Consider the following 16,792-nt stretch of genomic DNA (forward strand, 5'->3'; position numbering starts at 1 on the left):
GCGGCCGGCACCTCCGCCAGGGGCGTCCTTGCTCCGGCCGCATCAGCGCCCCGGCCGCTCGCCCAGCAGCCCCTGCGGGCGGTGGAGGAGGATGAGCTGCAGCGCGAGGCCGATGAGGAAGAGCCGCACATAGGCCGCGCGCGTCGCCGCCTCGCCGGGAAGCTGGGCGGCGAGGAAGTCGCTCGCCGCCCAGATCGCCCAGACCGCGACCGCGCCCAGGATGGCGCCGCGGTTGTTTCCCGAACCCCCCGCGATCAGCATGACCCAGACGAGGAAGGTGGCGGTGACGGGGTCGAGCGCATCGGGCCCCATGAACTTGAAGAAGCCCGCGAGCATCGCCCCCGCGAGCCCCATGCAGCCCGCCCCCAGCACGAAGGCAGCGAGGCGGAAGGCGCCCGGGTTCTTGCCCACCGCCTTCGCCGCCTCCTCGTCCTCGCGGATGGCGCGCAGCGTGCGGCCGAAGGGGCTCCTCGCCGTCGCCTCGGCCATGGCGTAGAGCCCCGCCGCCACCAGCAGCACCAGGGCGAGGAAGGCGAACTGCCCCGCGGGCTCGCCCAGGGATTCGAGCGGGCGCGGAATGCCCGGCACGCCGAGCGGCCCGCCCGTCAGCCAGTCCTCGTTGCGCACGACCAAGCGCAGGATCTCGCCGATGCCGATGGTGGCGATGGCGAGGTAGTCCGCCCGCAGCCGCAGCGCCGCCGCGCCGACGGGCAGGGCGAGCAGCGCGCCGGCCAGCGCGGCCAGGGGCCAGGCCACCCACCAGGGCCAGCCGAAGCCGCCCCCATGGGCCGCGCTCTGCTGCGCGCTCTCGGGCGCCGTCAGCAGCGCGGCCGTGTAGGCGCCCACCGCCAGGAAGCCGAGGCCGCCGAAATTCATCAGCCCCGTCAGCCCCCATTGCAGGTTCAGCCCGAGCGCGAGGCAGGCATAGACGCCCGCCAGGGTCAGCATGGTGGCGAGGTAGAGAAGGGCGGCTTCCATCAGCCCATCCCCTTGAACAGCCCCTGCGGGCGGAAGATCAGCACGAGGATCAGCACCGCGAAGGCCACGGCGGTCTTGTAGGAGGGGTCGAGCAGCGGCGCGGTGCCGATCCAGGGGTAGGAGGAAAGCTCCTCCGCGAGGCCCAGGATCAGCCCGCCCAGCGCCGCCCCCCAGGGCCGGCCGATCCCGCCCAGTATGGCCGCGGCGAAGGCCGCGAGCAGCACGTTGAAGCCGAGCAGCGGCGTGAGCTCCGTGTCGATGGCGAGGAACACGCCCGCGATGGCGGCCAGCCCGGCCGAGACGGCCCAGGTGAGGCGGATCACGCCGGCCACCGGCACGCCGGTGACGCGCGCGAGGTCGGGGTCATCGGCCATGGCGCGCATGGCCCGGCCCGCCCGGCTGTGGGAGAGCAGCAGATGCACCGCCAGCGCCGCCGCCAGCGCCCCGCCCAGGATGAACAGGTGCCGCTGCTGGATGCGGATCTCGCCCAGGAAGAGCGGCGGCGTGAAGCCGCGCGCGTAGCTCTCCGGCGTCGGGCCCCAGATCAGGTAGACGAGGGCGCGGATCATCAGCGCCACGCCGAAGGAGGAGATGAGCAGCACCGCCGGGGCGGAGCGGCGCAGCGGCGCGTAGAAGGCGCGGTCGGCCGCCAGCGCCACGGGGATGGTGGCCAGCACCGCGACGGGAATGGCGAGCCAGGGCGAGACGCCGAGCACCCCCACCGCCACCAGCGCCGCATAGGCGCCCCAGGTCATCAGATCCCCATGCGCGAAATGGGCGAAGCGCATCACGCCATAGACGAGCGAGACGCCTGCGGCGGCCAGCGCGTAGATGCTGCCGAGCACCAGGCCCGGGATCAGGTAGAAGGTGACGAACTCGATCATCGCTCAGGCGCCCAGGAACATGCGGCCGATCTCCGGGTTGGCGGCCACGGCGGGCCCCCTGTCCTCGAAGCGGTTGCGGCCCTGGGCGAGGACGAGGCCGCGGTCGGCGATGGCGAGCGCAGGGCGTGCGTTCTGCTCCACCATCAGCACGGCGATGCCGGCCGCGGCGATGGCCTGCACGCGCTCGAAGATCAGCGCGCAGAACTTGGGCGAGAGGCCCGCCGTCGGCTCGTCCAGCATGATGAGCTTGGGGGCGAGCATCAGCGCCCTCCCCACCGCCAGCATCTGCCGCTGCCCGCCCGAGAGGCTGCCCGCCAGCGCGCGACGCCTGGTCTTGAGGTCGGGGAAGGTCGCGTAGGCGCGCTCCAGCCCCTCCGCGCTGGCCTCGGGGCGCACATAGGCGCCCATGCGGAGGTTCTCCTCCACCGTCAGCGAGGGGAAGACGTTGCGCTCCTGCGGCACATAGGCGAGGCCGCGGCCCACCATCTCCTCCGCCGGGCGGTTCGTGATCTCCGCGCCGTCGAAGCGGATCGCGCCCTGGCGCACGCGAACGAGCCCGGCCACCGCCTTCATCGCGGTGGATTTCCCCGCCCCGTTGGGGCCGATGATGACGAGGATCTCGGCCGGCGCCACCTGGAAGGAGACGCCCTGGAGGATGTCGGCCTCGCCATAGCCGCCCACCACCTCCCGCACCTCGAGCAGGCTCATCGCGCCCCCGCCGCGGCGCGGGGCGGTGACCATCCGCCGCCCATCACGCCGCCTCGATCGCCATGCCGAGATAGGCCTCGGCCACCACCGGGTCGGCGCGGACCTCCTCCATGCTGCCGCTCGCGATCACGCGGCCTTCCGCCATGCAGTGGACGGGCGCGCAAAGCTCGGCCACCAGGTCGAGGTCATGCTCGATCACGAGGAAGGTGATCCCCTCCTCGCGGTTCAGCCGCGCGATGCCGGCCGCGATCTCGCGCAGCAGGGTGCGGTTCACCCCCGCCGCCGGTTCGTCGAGCAGGATCACGCGCGCGCCGCTCATCAGCGCCCGGCCGAGCTCGACCAGCTTCTTCTGCCCGCCGGAGAGGGCGCTGGCCGGGGCCTCCGCGTGGCGGGCGAGGTTGAGCCGCTCGAGCACCGCATCGGCACGGGCGGCGAGTGCCGCCTCCTCGCGCGCGATGCGCCCGCGCGCGAACCAGGGCGCGGGCAGCCGCTCACCCGCCTGGTCGCGCGCGGCGACCATCAGGTTCTCGCGCACGGTGAGCCGGGCGAAGAGGCGCGGGATTTGGAAGGTGCGCGCGAGCCCCGCCGCGTGCAGCGCCCAGGGGCTCTGGCCCGTCACCTCGCGGCCGAACAGGCGCACATGCCCCGCATCGGGTCGGTGGAAGCCCGCGATGGCGGCGAAGGCGGTGGATTTCCCCGCGCCATTGGGCCCGATCAGCCCGGTGATCGAGCCCTCGGGCACGGCGAAGGAGACGCCATCGAGGGCGGTGACGCCCCCGAAGCGCTTCACCAGCCCCTCGACCTCCAGCGCGGCTGCGCTCACTCGCTGAGCTGCGCGACCGAGGTGAGCCGCCCGCCCCGCACGGCCCAATGCTCGATGCGGCCCTGGGCGTCGCCGGTGGCGTTGAACTCCACGGGGCCGGAGGCGCCCTCGTAGTTCACCTTGGCGCCGCGCGCGATGAGGTCGCGCGCGCGGGCGAACTCGCCGGGGCCCACCACCTCGCCCGGGCCATTGGCCACGGTGCGGAGGTTGGCGCGGATGGCGGCGCGCTCGGCGCTGCCGGCGGCCTGGATGGCGAGGCCGATCACATAGGCCGCGTCATAGGCCTGGGCGACGAAGGCCGCGCCGGGGTCCATCTGCGGGTTGGCGCGGCGGAAGGCGGCGGCATAGGCCTCGCGCCGCTCGGGCGCGGCGGCGGTGCCGGGGCCGGTGCCGAACATCCCCTCCAGCGCGCGCGCGCCGATCTGGTCGATCACGCCCTGGTCGCGCATGCCGTCGGTGCCGATGTAGCGCTGGAAGAAGCCGTTCTCGATGGAGTTGCGCAGGATGGTGTTGCCGCCCGAGGCCGGGTAGCCGATCAGCAGCAGCGCCTGCGGGTTGCCCGTGCGCGCGAGCGTCTGCAGCTCGGCGCGGTAGGAGGGGCGGTTCTCCTCGTAGTTCTGCGCGCCCGCGACGGTGCCGCCGCGCGCCTGGAAGGCGGCGGTGAAGCTGCCCGCGAGGCCGCGGCCGTAGTCGTTGTTGATGGCCATGATGGCCACGCGCTCGATGCCCGCCTCGCGCACCAGGCGCGCGAGCACCTGGCCCTGCAGCCCGTCGGGGACGGCGGTGCGGAACACCGTGTCGTTGTCGTTGATCTGGCTGACGGCCGGCGCGGTGGCCGAGGGGCTCACGATGGGCACGCCCGCCGGCACCGTCACGGCGTTGGCCACCGCGATGGTGATGCCCGAGGCCATGGGGCCGATGATGGCCGAGACGTTCTCGGCCTGCACGAGGCGGGTGGCGACCGTCACGCCCGCCTGGGGGTTCGTCTGGTCATCGGCCTCGACCATCTGCAGCCGCCGGCCGTTCAGCACGCCGCCCGCGGCGTTCATCTCCTCGAAGGCCAGCACGATGCCGGCGCGGATGGGCGGCACGAAGGCCGCGAGCCCGCCGGTGGCGGAGAGGATCACGCCGATGCGGATGGCCTCGCCCTGGGCGCGGGCGAGGGAGGGCGCGAAAAGGCTGGCGGCGCCGGCGGCCAGCGCGGCGCGGCGGGGCAGGCGGAGGGCGGTCATGGGCGGGTCTCCCTGTCGGCTTCTTTATGGCCGGGGATTAACGCCCCGTCAGGGGCGGCGCAATGCCGGCCGTCTCAGCGCCCCCGCCGCAGCAGCCGCCCGGGCAGGGCGCCGGTCGCCACCCCGTCGCGATAGGTCACGACGCCTCGCTTGAGGGTGGCGCGATAGCCGCGCGCGCCTTGCAAGAGCCGCCGCCCGCCCGCGGGCAGGTCATGGACCATGCGCAGGGCGGGGAGGGAGAGCTCCTCCTCTGCGATCAGGTTGAGATCGGCGAGCAGGCCGGGCGCGATCACGCCGCGGTCGGTGAGACCCATCGCGCGCGCCGTGTCGCTCGTCTGCCGCCGCACCAGCTCCTCCATCGCAAAGCCCCGCTTCGACCAGTGCGCGAGGAGGAAGGTGGGGAAGCTCGCGTCGGAGATGAAGCCGACATGCGCGCCCCCGTCGGAGAGGCCGACGATCGCGATGCGGTGCCGGAGGCATTCGGCGGAGGCATCCAGCGTGTAGTCGGCAGAGTTGGTGAGCGGCGCGAAGAGGAAGTTCCTCCCCTCGCCCTCGGCGAGGAGGTCGTAGGCGACCTCCTCGGGGCGGCGCCCCTCGCGCGCGGCGCGCGCCTCGATGCTCGCCTCGCGCGGCGGCGCGTAGTCGGGCGGATCGCCGAAGGGGAACATGCGCGCCCAGGAGAGGCGCGTGATCAGCGGGAAGCTCGATCCCGCGATCCGGTCCTCGGAGAGGATGGCGGCGCGCCGCGACGGCTCGCGCATGGCCGCGGCGCGCTGCGCGGGCGGCAGGTGCTGGATGGCACGGTAGGAGGGGCAGCCCGAGAAGGGGTTCTGGGACCCTTCGAGGCCGAGCAGGATGCCGATGGGCCGCGGGGGGAAGACGGGGCGGATGTCGAGCCCATGCGCCGCGGCGTCCTCGGCCAGCGCCAGCAGCTCCTTCCACGCCTCGGTGCGGTCATGCCGCGCGGTGAGGCTGAACACCACGGGCTGGCCGGAGGCGGCGGCGACGCGGCGCACGATCGCGAACTCGGTGGCCGGATCGGGCGTGTTCCAGTCGGAGACGAGTTCGAGCAGCCCGCCGCCGCCCTCGGCCATGCCGCAGGCGAGGCCGACAAGCTCCTCCTCCTGCGCCTTGAGGGTGGGGGTGGGGTCGCCCGCCAGCGTCCTGTGGCTGATGGTGCGCGAGGTGGAGGCGCCGAAGGCGCCGGCGGCCACCGCCTCGGCGGTGAGGGCGCGCATCGCCGCGATGTCCGCCGCCGTCGCGTTCTCGAGCCGCAGCGCGCGCTCGCCCATCACATGCACGCGGAGCGCGCCGTGCGGCAGCAGCGCCGCGATGTCGATGTCGCGGGGCCTGCGTTCCAGCGTGTCGAGATATTCGGGGAAGCTCTCCCAGGACCAGTTCAGCCCCTCGTGCAGCACAGGGCCGGGGATGTCCTCCACGCCCTCCATGAGCGCGATCAGGGTCTCGCGGTCGGCCGCGCGGCAGGGCGCGAAGCCGACGCCGCAATTGCCCATCAGCGCCGTGGTCACGCCATGCCACGCGGAGGGCGCGAGGTGCGAATCCCAGACCGCCTGCCCGTCGTAGTGGGTGTGGATGTCCACGAAGCCGGGCGTGACGAGCAGCCCCTTCGCCTCGATCTCCTCGCGCCCGCGCGAGGGCACCGTGCCGACGAGGACGATCCGCTCGCCCTCCACCGCGATGTCGGCCTCAAAACCGGGCGCGCCCGTGCCGTCCAGCACCCAGCCGTTGCGGATGACGAGATCGTGGCTCATGCGTTCCGCTCCCCTTGGGCTCCGCGCACCAGGCGGCCGGGCAGGGCGCCCGTCGCCTCGCCGTGCATCTGCACCACCTCGCCGCTGACGAGGGTCGCGACGTAGCCCTCCGCGCCCTGGACGAGGCGCTTGCCGCCGGCGGGCAGGTCGTAGCGCATCTCGGGGCGCTTGAGCGCCAGGCTTTCGAAGTCGATCACGTTGAGGTCGGCCTTGAGGCCCGGCGCGATGCGCCCGCGGTCGTTGAGGCCGAGGGCGCGCGCGTTGTCGAGGGAGAGGCGCTTCACCACGAACTCCACGGGCAGCCGGCCGCCGCGCGCGCGGTCGCGTGCCCAGTGGGTGAGCATGTGCGTGGGCGCCGAGGCGTCGCAGATGTAGCCGACATGCGCGCCGCCGTCGCCGAGGCCGATCAGCGTGTCGGGATGCGTCAGCATCTCGCGGATGTCGTCGAGGTTGCCGTGCGCGTAGTTGAGGATGGGCCGGTTGAGGATGGCGCGGCCGTCCTCCTCGAGCATCCAGTCGTAGCAGAGATCCGCGGGGTCGCGCCCCTGGGCGCGCGCCTGTTCGAGCACGGAGGCCTCGGGCGGCGGCTCGTAGTCGAGCGTGAGCTTGTAGATCCGCGCCCAGTTGTTGAGCCGCGCGCGCAGCGCCGGATCCTCCGTGGGCTCGGCGAGGATGCGCGCGCGGCGGGCGGGATCGCGCAGCGCGGCCACGCGCTCGGGCATGGGCAGGTGCGCGACCTCGCGGAAGGAGGGGCGGGTGAGGAAGGGGTGCTGCGAGAGCTCCCAGCCGAACATCAGCCCCACGGCCCGGCCCATCACCTGGCCGGTGACGCGCAGCCCCTCGGCGTTCGCCTCGCTGACGCGCGCCATCAGCCAGCGCCAGAACTCGGGCCGGCTCTCGCGCTGGAGCAGCGAGAAGGTCATCGGCCGGCCGGAAAGGGCGATGACGCGCCTGAGCCTCTCCCACTCCTCCTCGGCGGGCTCGTCGAAGTCGGAGATCACCTGGAACCAGCCGCCGCCCAGCGCACGCGCGATCTCGGCGAGCTCGATCTCCGCCGCGCCGAGGGTGGGGGTGGGCTCGCCCGCCAGCGTCCTGTGCGCGATGGCGCGGGAGGTGGAGAAGCCGAGCGCGCCGGCCGCCACCCCCTCGCGCGCGAGGCGGGCCATCTCCGCGCGGTCGGCCGCGGTGGCGGGTTCGCGCGCGAAGCCGCGGCGGCCCATGACGTGCACGCGGAGCGCGGCGTGCGGCACCTGCGCCGCGATGTCCATGTCGTAGCGGCGCGCGTCCAGCGCATCGAGGTAGTCGGGGAAGCTCTCCCAGTTCCAGGGGAGGCCCTCCGTCAGCACCACCTCGGGCAGGTCTTCCACACCCTCCATGAGCGCGACCAGCATCTCGCGGTTCTCGGGCCGGCAGGGGGCGAAGCCCACGCCGCAATTGCCGAGCAGCGCCGTCGTCACCCCGTGCAGCGAGGAGGAGAGGAGGCGCGAACTCCAGGTCGCCTGCGCGTCGTAATGGGTGTGGATATCGACGAAGCCCGGGGTGACGAGCAGGCCCCGCGCGTCGATCTCGGGCGTGCCGCGGGGCACGGAAAGGCCGCGGCCGACGGCGGCGATACGCGCGCCGGCGAGCACCACATCGGCCTCCACGGGCGGCGCGCCGGCGCCGTCCAGCACCGTGCCGCCGCGGATGAGGAGCGTGGGCTCCCTCATGGCGTTCCTCCCGATCCCTGGCGGCGGGAGGATGGCACGCGCCGCCGGCCGGGGGGAGGGGGCGGAGGGGAAGGGCGGCCGTCGCGCCGGCCGGATCAGGCCGCGCGCACCAGCACGTGCTTCTTGCGCCCGGCCGAGAGCTTGGCCGCCCCGTCGCGCAGATCCTGCGCGGTGACCGGGCGCAGCGCGTCGGAGACGGGCGCGTCGTTCAGCCGCACCCCGTTCTGCGCGACGAGGCGCTTGGCCTCGCCCTTGGAGGCCGCGAGCCCGGCGCTGACAAGCAGATCCGCGACCGGCGCGGGCAGGGTGGCGGTGATGGAGGGCAGGGTCTCGGCCGCCGCCCCCTCCTCGAAGGTGCGGCGCGCCGTCTCGGCCGCCGCCTCGGCCGCGGCGCGCCCGTGCAGCAGGGCGGTGGCCTCGGTGGCGAGCACCTTCTTCGCCTCGTTCACCTCCGCGCCCTGCAGCGCGCCGAGGCGGCGCACCTCCGCCATGGGCAGATCGGTGAAGAGGGCGAGGAAGCGGCCCGCATCCGCATCCTCCGCGTTGCGCCAGAACTGCCAGTAGTCGTAGGGCGAGAGGCGGTCGGGGTTCAGCCAGACCGCGCCGGCCGCCGTCTTGCCCATCTTCGCGCCCGAGGCGGTGGTGATGAGCGGCGAGGTGAGGCCGAAGGCCTCCGCCCCGTCCATGCGGCGGATCAGGTCCGCCCCCATCACGATGTTGCCCCACTGGTCGCTGCCGCCCATCTGCAGCACCACGCCGTGGCGGCGGCGCAGCTCCAGGAAGTCGTAGCTCTGCAGCAGCATGTAGTTGAACTCGATGAAGGTCAGCGGCTGGTCGCGCTCCAGGCGCAGGCGCACGCTGTCCATGCTCAGCATGCGGTTCACGCTGAAGTGGCGGCCCACCTCGCGCAGGAAGGGGATGTAGCGGAGCTGGTCGAGCCATTCCGCGTTGTCGAGCATGAGGGCGCGGCCCGGCCCCTCGCCGAACTCGAGGAAGCCCGAGAAGCTGCGGCGGATGCCCGCCTTGTTGGCCTCGATCGCCTCCTCGCTCAGCAACTGGCGCGTCTCGTCGCGGCCCGAGGGGTCGCCGATCTTCGTGGTGCCGCCGCCCATCAGCACCACCGGGCGGTTGCCGGTGCGCGCGAGCCAGCGCAGCATCATGATCTGCATGAGATGGCCGACATGCAGGCTGTCGGCCGTGCAGTCGAAGCCGATATAGCCGGCGAGGGGCCCTTTCGCGAGCTGGGCCCGCAGGCCCGCCTCGTCCGTCACCTGGTGGATGAAGCCGCGCTCGCGCAGCACATCGAGGAAATCGCCGGCGCTCATGGTCGAAGCTGTTCCGTTTGGCGTGGGGGGCGTGCCGTAGCACACTCCCCCGATGCTGAGAATCGTGGGGCTGATGAGCGGCACCTCGCTCGACGGGGTGGACGCGGCCTGGGTGGAGACGGACGGGGAGAGGGTGGGCGCGCTCGGCCCCGCGCTGACCCTTCCCTATGAGCCCGCGCTCCGGCGCGACCTGCGGCGGCTGCTCGACATGGCGGAGGGGATCGGCGGCGAGGATCCCTTCCTGCGCGATGTCGAGGCGCGGCTGACGGAGCGCCATGTCCAGGCGGTGGAGCGCCTGCGGCGCGAGGCGGCGCGGGCGGGGCTCGCCGAGCCCGAGCTGATCGGCTTCCACGGCCAGACCATCCTGCACCGCCCCCTCCGGCCGGGCGATCCGCCGGGGGCGCGGGGCCGCACCTGGCAGATCGGCGATGCGCGGGCGCTGGCGCGCGCCACGGGGCTTTCGGTCGCCTTTGATTTCCGCTCGGCCGATGTGGCGGCGGGCGGGCAGGGCGCGCCGCTCGTCCCCGTCGCCCATGCCGCGCTGGCCGCCGCCCTGCCCAAGCCGCTCGCGGTGCTGAACCTGGGCGGCGTGGGCAATGTCACCTGGCTCGGCGCCGAGGGCGGGCTGATGGCCTTCGACACGGGCCCCGCCAACGGGCCGCTGGACGACTGGGCGCGCCGCTCCACGGGGCGGGACTACGACAAGGACGGGAATCTCGCCCGCGCGGGCCAAGTGGACGGGGCGGTGCTGGGGCGGCTGATGGAGCACCCCTACCTGGCCGCGCCGCCGCCCAAATCCCTCGACCGGCTGGATTTCGACCGCGCGCTGCGCGAGGCGGGGGGGCATCTGCTCTCGCCGCAGGATGGGGCGGCCACGCTGGTCGCCTTTGCCGCGGTCTGCGTGGCCATCGCCGCGCGGCATTTCCCCGAGCCGCCCCTGCAATGGCTGGTGGCCGGGGGCGGGCGGCGCAACCCGGTGCTGATGCGCGCCCTCGCCGCCGCCCTGCCCGAGCCGGTGCGCCCGGTGGAGGTGTGCGGCTGGAACGGCGATGCGCTGGAGGCGCAATGCTTCGCCGTGCTGGCCGCGCGCACCGCCCGCGGCCTGCCCATCAGCTTCCCCGGGACCACGGGCGCGCCCCAGCCACTGCCCGGCGGGCAGATCCTGGGCGGGCTGCTCTGATCCGGGCGGCATGGCGTGCCACCCCTCTCGCGCGCAGGCTCGGCGTTGCGGCTGCGCGCCGAAGCAAAGGCATGCCTGCCGCCGCGCCGCCGCTTCAGGGCTCAACGGAAACGGCCCCCGGGATGAGCCATCGCCATCCCGTCACGCCGCCGTGCCCGGGGCTGCGCCAGGCTCGGGCGCCCTTCCTCTCCATGCTGCGACGCGTGCGGGCGCGTCCGTCCCGCTCCTGCCCACCGCGGCGCAGATGCGGCGCATCCGCCCGCATGTTCCGCTCTCGCGCGGCATCCCGCGCCTGGACGACCGGCGCGTCCTCGGCGGCATCATCTTCGCCATCCAGGGTGGCCTGCGCTGGCGCGACGCCCCGCCGGGCCATGGCCCGCACAAGACCCTCTGCAACCGCTTCCTCCGCTGGGCCGCATGGGCGTGCCACGCGCGCGGGCGTTGATCGCCGGCCGCGGCGACGACAGCAACGCGTTCCGCCCCGCGCTCGCCGGGCGAGGCATCGAGGCCTGCATTCCCTCGAAGAAGAACCGCAAGCAGCCCATCCCGTAGGACAAGGCGCTCCATCGCCAGCGCCAGCGCATCGAGATCGCCTTCGACCGGCTGAAAGACTGGCGACGCATCGCCATGCGCTACGACCGCTGCGCGCGCATCCTCTTCGGCGCCGTCACCCTCGCCGCCATTGTCACAGTGTGGATCGGGGCAGGGGGCCTAGGCCTGGATCACAGCTCCAGTATCCGCTCCGGCGCCGCGCGGCCGCGCAGCAGATCCCACAGCCCGATCATGTTGCCCTTGAAGCGGCCCCAGCGGTCCACCTCCGGCTCGGGCCAGGGGCTCATCAGCAGGTTCTTGAGGCAATGCCGCGCCGCCGAGGGCAGGGCGTGGCTCCAGGGAAAACTGCCCTTGCGCGCGAGGTAGATGGGGTTCACCACTTGGCTGTAACCCAGCCGCACCCCGGGCACCCGCCCCGACTTCGCGCCCAGATGCACGCCCCGCGCGCCGGCGAGGCGCAGGATGCGCCCATGCGGCAGCAGCCGCCGCGTCAGGTCGATGTCCTCGTACCAGGCGTAGAGCGGCAGGCGCTCGTCGAAGCGCAGCCCGTGCGCGCGCATGGGCGCGAGGCGCAGCGCCATGTTGCAGCCATAGCCGTTGAAATGCGGCGCGACGGCGAGCGGATCATCGGGCGGCGCATCGGCGGCGAGCAGCGCGCGGCCCTCCGCCACGCCGATGCCGGGCCCCTTCGCGCCATCGGCGATGACGGTTCCCGTCGCCACCGCGCAGTCGGGATGCGCGCGCATCACCGCCTCCAGCACCGCGAGCCATTCGGGCGCGGGCAGGAAATCGTCGTCGAGGTAGAGCAGCAGGTCGCACTCCGCCACCGCGTCGAGGATGCGGTTGCGCTGGCGCGGCAGCCCGCCCGGGTTCTGGAGGAGGAACTCCGCCTCCGGGAAGCGGGCGGGCAGGCCCGCCACATCCTCCTCCGTCACATGGCAGACGAGGAGGCGGTCGGGCGCGCGGGTCTGGCGGCGCAGCTCCTCGAGCACCTCGCCCAGAATGGCCGCGCGCCCGCGCGTGGCGATGCCGACGGCGATTCTCATGCGACCGGCTCCAGCGGCGCGGGCCAGGGCAGGGGGCGGGCGAGCATCCCGCGCAGCCGGCCCTGGAAGGTGGCGAGGTAATACCAGGCGTGCAGCAGGTTCAGCCGCAGCAGCGCGAGCAGCGCGCCCCCGAGCGGCCGGTAGAGGAAGGCGAGGCGGAGGCGCAGCGGCGCGCCATGCCGGCGCAGCGCGAAGCCGAGCCCGAGCCCGTAGCGCCCCGCGCGCCGCGCCGCCTCGCGCGTGAGGCGCTTGTCGGGGTGCACGACGCGCAGCTCCGGCGCGTAGCGGGCGTGCAGCCCCGCGGCGAGGGCGCGGCAGACGAGGTCATTGCCCTCCGCGCTGCCGAAGCGCGCGCCGGGGCCCATGGCCTCGTCGAAACCGCCGAGGCGCAACGCCGCCTCGCGCCGGAGCCAGAGGTTGAACTCGATCACGCTGGTCCAGACATTCTCGAGCGTGATCGGCCCGCGCTCCGTGTTCCAGCGGCCCGAGCCGAGCCCGCCGCCCGGCGCCGCCGCGGGGCCCGTCAGCACCGCGAGGCTGCCGTCGCTGTCGAAGGCGAGGCGCACCCGCGCGAGCACGCCCGGCGGCAGCACGCAGTCGTCGTCGGGGAAGGCCACGATGTCGCCGCGCGCGTGGCGCAGGCCGAGGTTGCGGCCCGCATTGGCGTTGGCGCGCTCCATCCGCAGATGGGTGAGCGGCAGCCGGCCCGCATAGCGCGCGAGCAGCGGATCGAGCCGCGCATCGTCGTTCTGGTCCACGAGGATCACCTCGAAGGCCGCGCGCTGGCCCTCGAGCAGGCTGTCGAGCAGCAGGCCGATCTCCTCGACCCGGCCGCGGGTGGCGACGATGAGGGAGATCACGCCCGCGCCTCCATCGCCCGCGCCACCGCCGCAGCCAGCCCCTCGCGGAAGCGCGCGATGGAGAAGCGCAGCGCGTTGGCGCGGCAGGCCTCGGGGCGGAAATCGCTTTCGCGCGCGAGGAAGGCGCGCACCGCGGCGCGGATGGCCTCGGCGCTCTGCTCGGGGAAGAGAAGGCCGGTCTCGGGGGTGGCGATGTCCTCCGCGCCGCCGCGGGCGAAGGCGAGCAGAGGCGCGCCGGCCGCCTGCGCCTCCACCATGCCGATTCCGAAATCCTCCTCGGCCGGGAAGACGAAGGCGCGCGCGCCCTGCAGCAGCGCCACCAGCTCCGCCTGCGGCACGCGGCCGCGGATCTCGATGTTGGGCGCGCCGGCGGCGGCCGCGCGCACGAGGGGCGCGGAAGGCCCGTCGCCCACCACGATCAGGCGCTGGTCGGGCAGGGCGCGGAAGGCCTCGGCCACCAGCTCGATGCGCTTGTAGGGCACCTGGCGCCCGGCCACGAGGAAATGCCCGCGCGGGCCGGCGCCGAGGGGGAAGCCCTCCACGTCCACCGGCGGGTGCAGCACCTGCGCCTCGCGCCGCCAGGCCTTGGCGATGCGCCGGGCGATGTAGCGCGAGTTGGCGAGGATCGCGTCGGGCCGCGCCGCGCTCGCCTGGTCCCATTGCCGCAGGCGGTGCAGCAGCCAGCGCGTGTAGAGCGAGGCCGGCCCGCGCTCGAGCCCCGCCTGCGCGAGATACTGGTGCTGCAGGTCCCAGGCGTAGCGCATCGGCGAGTGGACGTAGCTGAGGTGCAGCGTGCCAGGCCCCGTGATGGCCCCCTTGGCGACGGCGTGCGAGGAGGAGAGCACGAGATCATAGCCGCGCAGGTCGAACTGCTCGACGGCGAGCGGCATGAGCTGGAGGTAGTGGCGGAAGCGCCGGCGCGCGAAGGGCAGGCGCTGGAGGAAGCTGGTGCGCGGGGTGCGCCCGCCGAGGAAGCCGCGCTCGGTCTCGGGCAGGAAATCCACCAGCGCGAAGAGATCGGCCTCGGGAAAGACGGCGAGCATCTGCTCCACCACCCGCTCCGAGCCCGCGTAGCTGTCCAGCCATTCATGGACGATGGCGACCTTCATGCGGCGAGGAACTCCAAGAGGCGGCGCGCGGCCGCGTCCCAGGAAAACAGGGCGGCGCGGGCGCGCCCGGCGGCGATGAGGCCCTCGCGCCGCGCGGGCTCGGCCGCGAGGCGCGCCACCGCCTCGCCCAGGCTCTCGGGGCGCGCGGGGTCGAACCACAGCGCGGCCTCGCCGCACACCTCGGGCACCGCGCCCATGGGGGCCGCGATCACCGGGCAGCCGCACCACATGGCCTCCACGGGCGGCAGGCCGAAGCCCTCGTAGAGCGAGGGAAAGAGCAGGCAGAGCGCGTTCTCGTACAGCGCCCGCAGCTCCGCGTCGCTCACCCTGCCCAGCGCGCGCACCTCCTCGGGCGGGCGGCCCTCGCCGCGGAACACCGCGGCATCCTTCGCCCCCGCCACGGCGAGCACCGCCCCCGCCCCGGCGAGTGCCGCGCGCGCATGGGCGAGCGCGGCGAGGTTCTTGTGCGCCGCGCCGGTGCCCACCACCAGCGCATAGCCGCCCGGCGCGAGCCCGTGGCGCGCCAGCACGCCCGGATCGGCGGGCGCGCGCAGGATGTGCTCGCCCCCCTCCCAGGTCACGCCGATGCGCGTGGGGTCGAGCCCGAGATGATGCGCGATGCGCCCGGCCGAGAAATGCGAGACGGAGAGGATGCGCGCCCCGCGCGCCACCAGCCCCCTCTGCAGCAGCCGGTACCAGAGGCGGAACTTCCAGGAGTAGCTGCCGGGCGTGTCGAACACCCCCGCGTCATGGATCACCACCGCCTGGCGGCGCGCGAGCAGCGGGCCCGTGTTGCCGAGGCCGAGCAGCAGCCCCTCGGCCGCGCGCGGCAGCTCGAGCTGCTCCCAGAGCTGCCCGCCGCGCCGGCCGACATGGCGTGGCGCGAGATGGGGATAGGCCGCAAGCCCCTCCGCCCCCGGCGGGGCGAGCAGGCGGAGGGCGGGGGCCTCGCCCCGCGCGGCGAGCCCGTCCAGGGCGGCCGCCATCTCGCGCGCATAGCGCTGCACGCCGGTGAGCCCCTGTGTGAGGAAGCGGCCGTTGAGGGTGATCATGGCGCCAGCGCCTCGCGCAGCTTCCAGGGGCGGCGCAGCAGCGGGCGCAGCCGCCGGCGCTCCTCCGGCGAGAGGGCGCGGGCCGCCACCCCCGCCGCCAGCAGCAGCCCGCCCGCCGCCGCCCCGGCCGACCACGGCCCCTCCGGCGCCAGCACGCTGGCCGAGAGCCCGGCCAGCGCGGCGAGGCCCGGTGCGGCCAGCGCGCGCGCGGCCGCCGCGGCGGCGGGATAGGCGCGCGCGGCCAGCCAGAGCTTGCCCGCCGCATCGGCCAGCGCGCGCAGCGCCCAGGCCAGCGCCGCGCCCTCGATGCCGAAGCGCCAGAGCAGCAGCGCCGACAGGGGCAGGAACAGCAGCACCTGCGCCAGCACCAGCTTCGCCGTGAGGTCCGGCCGGCCGATCGCCTCCAGCAGCGCATTGGGCGCATAGGCGAGGCAGGAGAAGAAGATGCCGAGCGCGAGCAGCCGCAGCACCGTCCCGCCCTCGGCGGCGAAGGCCGCGCCCAGCCACAGCCGCAGCGCGAACTCCCCGAAGCCCGCGAGCAGCAGGCAGGGCGGCAGGGTCAGCGCCAGGATCAGCAGCGCGCCGCGCCGCATCAGCCCCGCCGTCGCCTCCGGCAGCGGCCGGAAGGCCGAGGCCATGGCTGGCAGCAGCGCCTGCGCGACCGCGACGGGGATGATCCACATGCGCAGCACGAGGTCGAGCGGCGTGGCGTAGTGCGCCACCGCCGCGAGCGTGAGCAGCGCGCCGATCAGGAAGCGGTCGGCGTAGAGCAGCGCCTGGTTGAGCACCGAGGCGAAGGTCAGCCAGCCGCCGATGCGCAGCAGCGGCCAGACCAGCGCGGGCGAGCCCAGGGACAGGCGCGGCAGCAGCCCCCGGCACAGCCAGGCGTAGGACAGGGTGTTGGCGAGCCGGCAGGCCAGCAGCACCAGCATCACCGCCACCAGGCTCTGCCAGGCGAGCAGGACGAGCGCCGGGCCGATGTAATACATGGCGGCGACAGGGATGGTGACGAGGTTCGCGGCACGGAACCTCTGATGCGCCGCCAGCACGCCCCACAGCGCCGCGTTGACCACGACGAGCGGCGCGGCGAGGGCGAGGAGGCGGAAGGCGGTCAGCGCCTCCGCCTGCAGGGCGGGGGGCACGTTCAGCGCCCGCTCCATGAGCCAGGGCAGCAGGGACCAGAGCAGCCCCGCGCCGAGCGCGGCGAAGAGGCCGAGCGCGAGCAGCGCCGTGCCCACCAGCCGGCCCGCCTCGGCATCGCGCCCGCCCTCATGCGTCATCCTCTCGGACAGCGCGCGCGTCAGCGCCGGGCCCACGCCGAGGTCGAAGATGCCGAAGACGCCGACCAGCGCGAGCGCCAGGGTGAACAGGCCCCAGCGCTCCAGCCCCATCTGCGCGATCAGCACCGGGGTGAGCAGCAGCGCGAGCAGCAGCGGCAGGCCGCGCCCGAGCGCGTTCCAGAACAGGCCGGAGAGCAGTCGCCCGGCCCCGGCCCGCGCGGCGGCGGAATCGCTCATTCTGGGTTCACCCCGAAACCGGCGCGCCTTCTAGCCGCTGGGGGC

General features: G+C 74.3%; 14 protein-coding genes and 1 pseudogene. 2 read left to right on the forward strand and 13 right to left on the reverse strand.

The genetic code is table 11. The annotated features are described in order from the left end of the window. Positions 1 to 42 precede the first annotated feature (42 nt). The 8 genes from H596_RS0106775 to tyrS all read right to left on the reverse strand — a co-directional run bounded on the left by H596_RS0106775 (position 43) and on the right by tyrS (position 9,431). Positions 43 to 978, reverse strand: coding sequence for a branched-chain amino acid ABC transporter permease (locus H596_RS0106775; RefSeq protein ID WP_027284240.1), 936 nt, complete (start codon positions 976 to 978; stop codon positions 43 to 45). Continuing rightward, positions 978 to 1,862, reverse strand: coding sequence for a branched-chain amino acid ABC transporter permease (locus H596_RS0106780; RefSeq protein ID WP_027284241.1), 885 nt, complete (start codon positions 1,860 to 1,862; stop codon positions 978 to 980). Before H596_RS0106780 ends, H596_RS0106775 begins: the two co-directional genes overlap by 1 nt. A 3-nt stretch (positions 1,863 to 1,865) precedes the next feature. Beyond that, entirely contained in the window at positions 1,866 to 2,570 is a 705-nt protein-coding gene (locus H596_RS0106785) for an ABC transporter ATP-binding protein (protein ID WP_027284242.1), read from the reverse strand. Positions 2,571 to 2,613: 43 nt separating this feature from the next. After that, positions 2,614 to 3,393: an ABC transporter ATP-binding protein gene (locus H596_RS0106790; RefSeq protein WP_027284243.1), complete on the reverse strand. Its 780-nt coding sequence runs from the start codon at positions 3,391 to 3,393 to the stop codon at positions 2,614 to 2,616. Then, complete coding sequence (locus tag H596_RS0106795; RefSeq protein WP_027284244.1) at positions 3,390 to 4,625, reverse strand: ABC transporter substrate-binding protein; 1,236 nt, start codon at positions 4,623 to 4,625, stop codon at positions 3,390 to 3,392. Before H596_RS0106795 ends, H596_RS0106790 begins: the two co-directional genes overlap by 4 nt. 74 nt (positions 4,626 to 4,699) lie before the next feature. After that, positions 4,700 to 6,397, reverse strand: a complete 1,698-nt coding sequence (locus tag H596_RS0106800; protein ID WP_027284245.1) for an N-acyl-D-amino-acid deacylase family protein — start codon at positions 6,395 to 6,397, stop codon at positions 4,700 to 4,702. Beyond that, positions 6,394 to 8,106: an N-acyl-D-amino-acid deacylase family protein gene (locus H596_RS0106805; protein ID WP_027284246.1), complete on the reverse strand. Its 1,713-nt coding sequence runs from the start codon at positions 8,104 to 8,106 to the stop codon at positions 6,394 to 6,396. The genes H596_RS0106800 and H596_RS0106805 overlap by 4 nt, the downstream gene beginning before the upstream one ends. A 95-nt stretch (positions 8,107 to 8,201) precedes the next feature. Continuing rightward, positions 8,202 to 9,431 carry a tyrosine--tRNA ligase gene (gene tyrS, locus H596_RS0106810; protein ID WP_037300382.1) on the reverse strand — a complete coding sequence of 410 codons (1,230 nt, stop codon included), beginning with the start codon at positions 9,429 to 9,431 and terminating at the stop codon, positions 8,202 to 8,204. A gap of 55 nt (positions 9,432 to 9,486) precedes the next feature. Here tyrS and H596_RS0106815 point away from each other — a divergent pair, with 55 nt between their 5' ends. Further along, positions 9,487 to 10,611, forward strand: a complete 1,125-nt coding sequence (locus H596_RS0106815) for an anhydro-N-acetylmuramic acid kinase (protein ID WP_156910063.1) — start codon at positions 9,487 to 9,489, stop codon at positions 10,609 to 10,611. Positions 10,612 to 10,855: 244 nt separating this feature from the next. After that, positions 10,856 to 11,310, forward strand: a pseudogene (locus H596_RS23325) (transposase); the annotation flags it as partial. A gap of 23 nt (positions 11,311 to 11,333) precedes the next feature. On the opposite strand, the gene H596_RS0106830 reads toward H596_RS23325, so the two are convergent. The 5 genes from H596_RS0106830 to H596_RS0106850 are packed head-to-tail and all read right to left on the reverse strand — an operon-like array spanning position 11,334 to position 16,747. Further along, positions 11,334 to 12,209 carry a glycosyltransferase family 2 protein gene (locus H596_RS0106830; protein WP_027284249.1) on the reverse strand — a complete coding sequence of 292 codons (876 nt, stop codon included), beginning with the start codon at positions 12,207 to 12,209 and terminating at the stop codon, positions 11,334 to 11,336. Beyond that, positions 12,206 to 13,069 (reverse strand): glycosyltransferase family 2 protein, encoded by an 864-nt coding sequence (locus tag H596_RS24070; RefSeq protein ID WP_051212526.1) that lies wholly within the window; start codon positions 13,067 to 13,069, stop codon positions 12,206 to 12,208. The genes H596_RS0106830 and H596_RS24070 overlap by 4 nt, the downstream gene beginning before the upstream one ends. Further along, complete coding sequence (locus tag H596_RS20495) at positions 13,066 to 14,178, reverse strand: glycosyltransferase (RefSeq protein ID WP_051212528.1); 1,113 nt, start codon at positions 14,176 to 14,178, stop codon at positions 13,066 to 13,068. The genes H596_RS24070 and H596_RS20495 overlap by 4 nt, the downstream gene beginning before the upstream one ends. Continuing rightward, the gene (locus tag H596_RS0106845) at positions 14,175 to 15,230 is read right to left on the reverse strand and encodes a glycosyltransferase family 4 protein (RefSeq protein ID WP_037300384.1); all 1,056 of its coding nucleotides are present in this window, start codon (positions 15,228 to 15,230) and stop codon (positions 14,175 to 14,177) included. The genes H596_RS20495 and H596_RS0106845 overlap by 4 nt, the downstream gene beginning before the upstream one ends. Next, positions 15,227 to 16,747, reverse strand: a complete 1,521-nt coding sequence (locus H596_RS0106850) for an oligosaccharide flippase family protein (protein WP_027284251.1) — start codon at positions 16,745 to 16,747, stop codon at positions 15,227 to 15,229. The genes H596_RS0106845 and H596_RS0106850 overlap by 4 nt, the downstream gene beginning before the upstream one ends. Positions 16,748 to 16,792 lie beyond the last annotated feature (45 nt).

Origin of the sequence: Rubritepida flocculans DSM 14296 (assembly GCF_000425365.1) — a bacterium.
Taxonomy (GTDB): domain Bacteria; phylum Pseudomonadota; class Alphaproteobacteria; order Acetobacterales; family Acetobacteraceae; genus Roseococcus; species Roseococcus flocculans.

Excerpts from the sequence above, each read along its gene's own strand:
- H596_RS0106775 (WP_027284240.1), bottom strand. The coding sequence starts at position 978 with ATGGAAGCCGCCCTTCTCTACCTCGCCACCATGCTGACCCTGGCGGGC.
- H596_RS0106780 (WP_027284241.1), bottom strand. The coding sequence starts at position 1,862 with ATGATCGAGTTCGTCACCTTCTACCTGATCCCGGGCCTGGTGCTCGGC.
- H596_RS0106785 (WP_027284242.1), bottom strand. The coding sequence starts at position 2,570 with ATGAGCCTGCTCGAGGTGCGGGAGGTGGTGGGCGGCTATGGCGAGGCC.
- H596_RS0106795 (WP_027284244.1), bottom strand. The coding sequence starts at position 4,625 with ATGACCGCCCTCCGCCTGCCCCGCCGCGCCGCGCTGGCCGCCGGCGCC.
- H596_RS0106800 (WP_027284245.1), bottom strand. The coding sequence starts at position 6,397 with ATGAGCCACGATCTCGTCATCCGCAACGGCTGGGTGCTGGACGGCACG.
- H596_RS0106805 (WP_027284246.1), bottom strand. The coding sequence starts at position 8,106 with ATGAGGGAGCCCACGCTCCTCATCCGCGGCGGCACGGTGCTGGACGGC.
- tyrS (WP_037300382.1), bottom strand. The coding sequence starts at position 9,431 with ATGAGCGCCGGCGATTTCCTCGATGTGCTGCGCGAGCGCGGCTTCATC.
- H596_RS0106830 (WP_027284249.1), bottom strand. The coding sequence starts at position 12,209 with ATGAGAATCGCCGTCGGCATCGCCACGCGCGGGCGCGCGGCCATTCTG.
- H596_RS20495 (WP_051212528.1), bottom strand. The coding sequence starts at position 14,178 with ATGAAGGTCGCCATCGTCCATGAATGGCTGGACAGCTACGCGGGCTCG.
- H596_RS0106845 (WP_037300384.1), bottom strand. The coding sequence starts at position 15,230 with ATGATCACCCTCAACGGCCGCTTCCTCACACAGGGGCTCACCGGCGTG.
- H596_RS0106850 (WP_027284251.1), bottom strand. The coding sequence starts at position 16,747 with ATGAGCGATTCCGCCGCCGCGCGGGCCGGGGCCGGGCGACTGCTCTCC.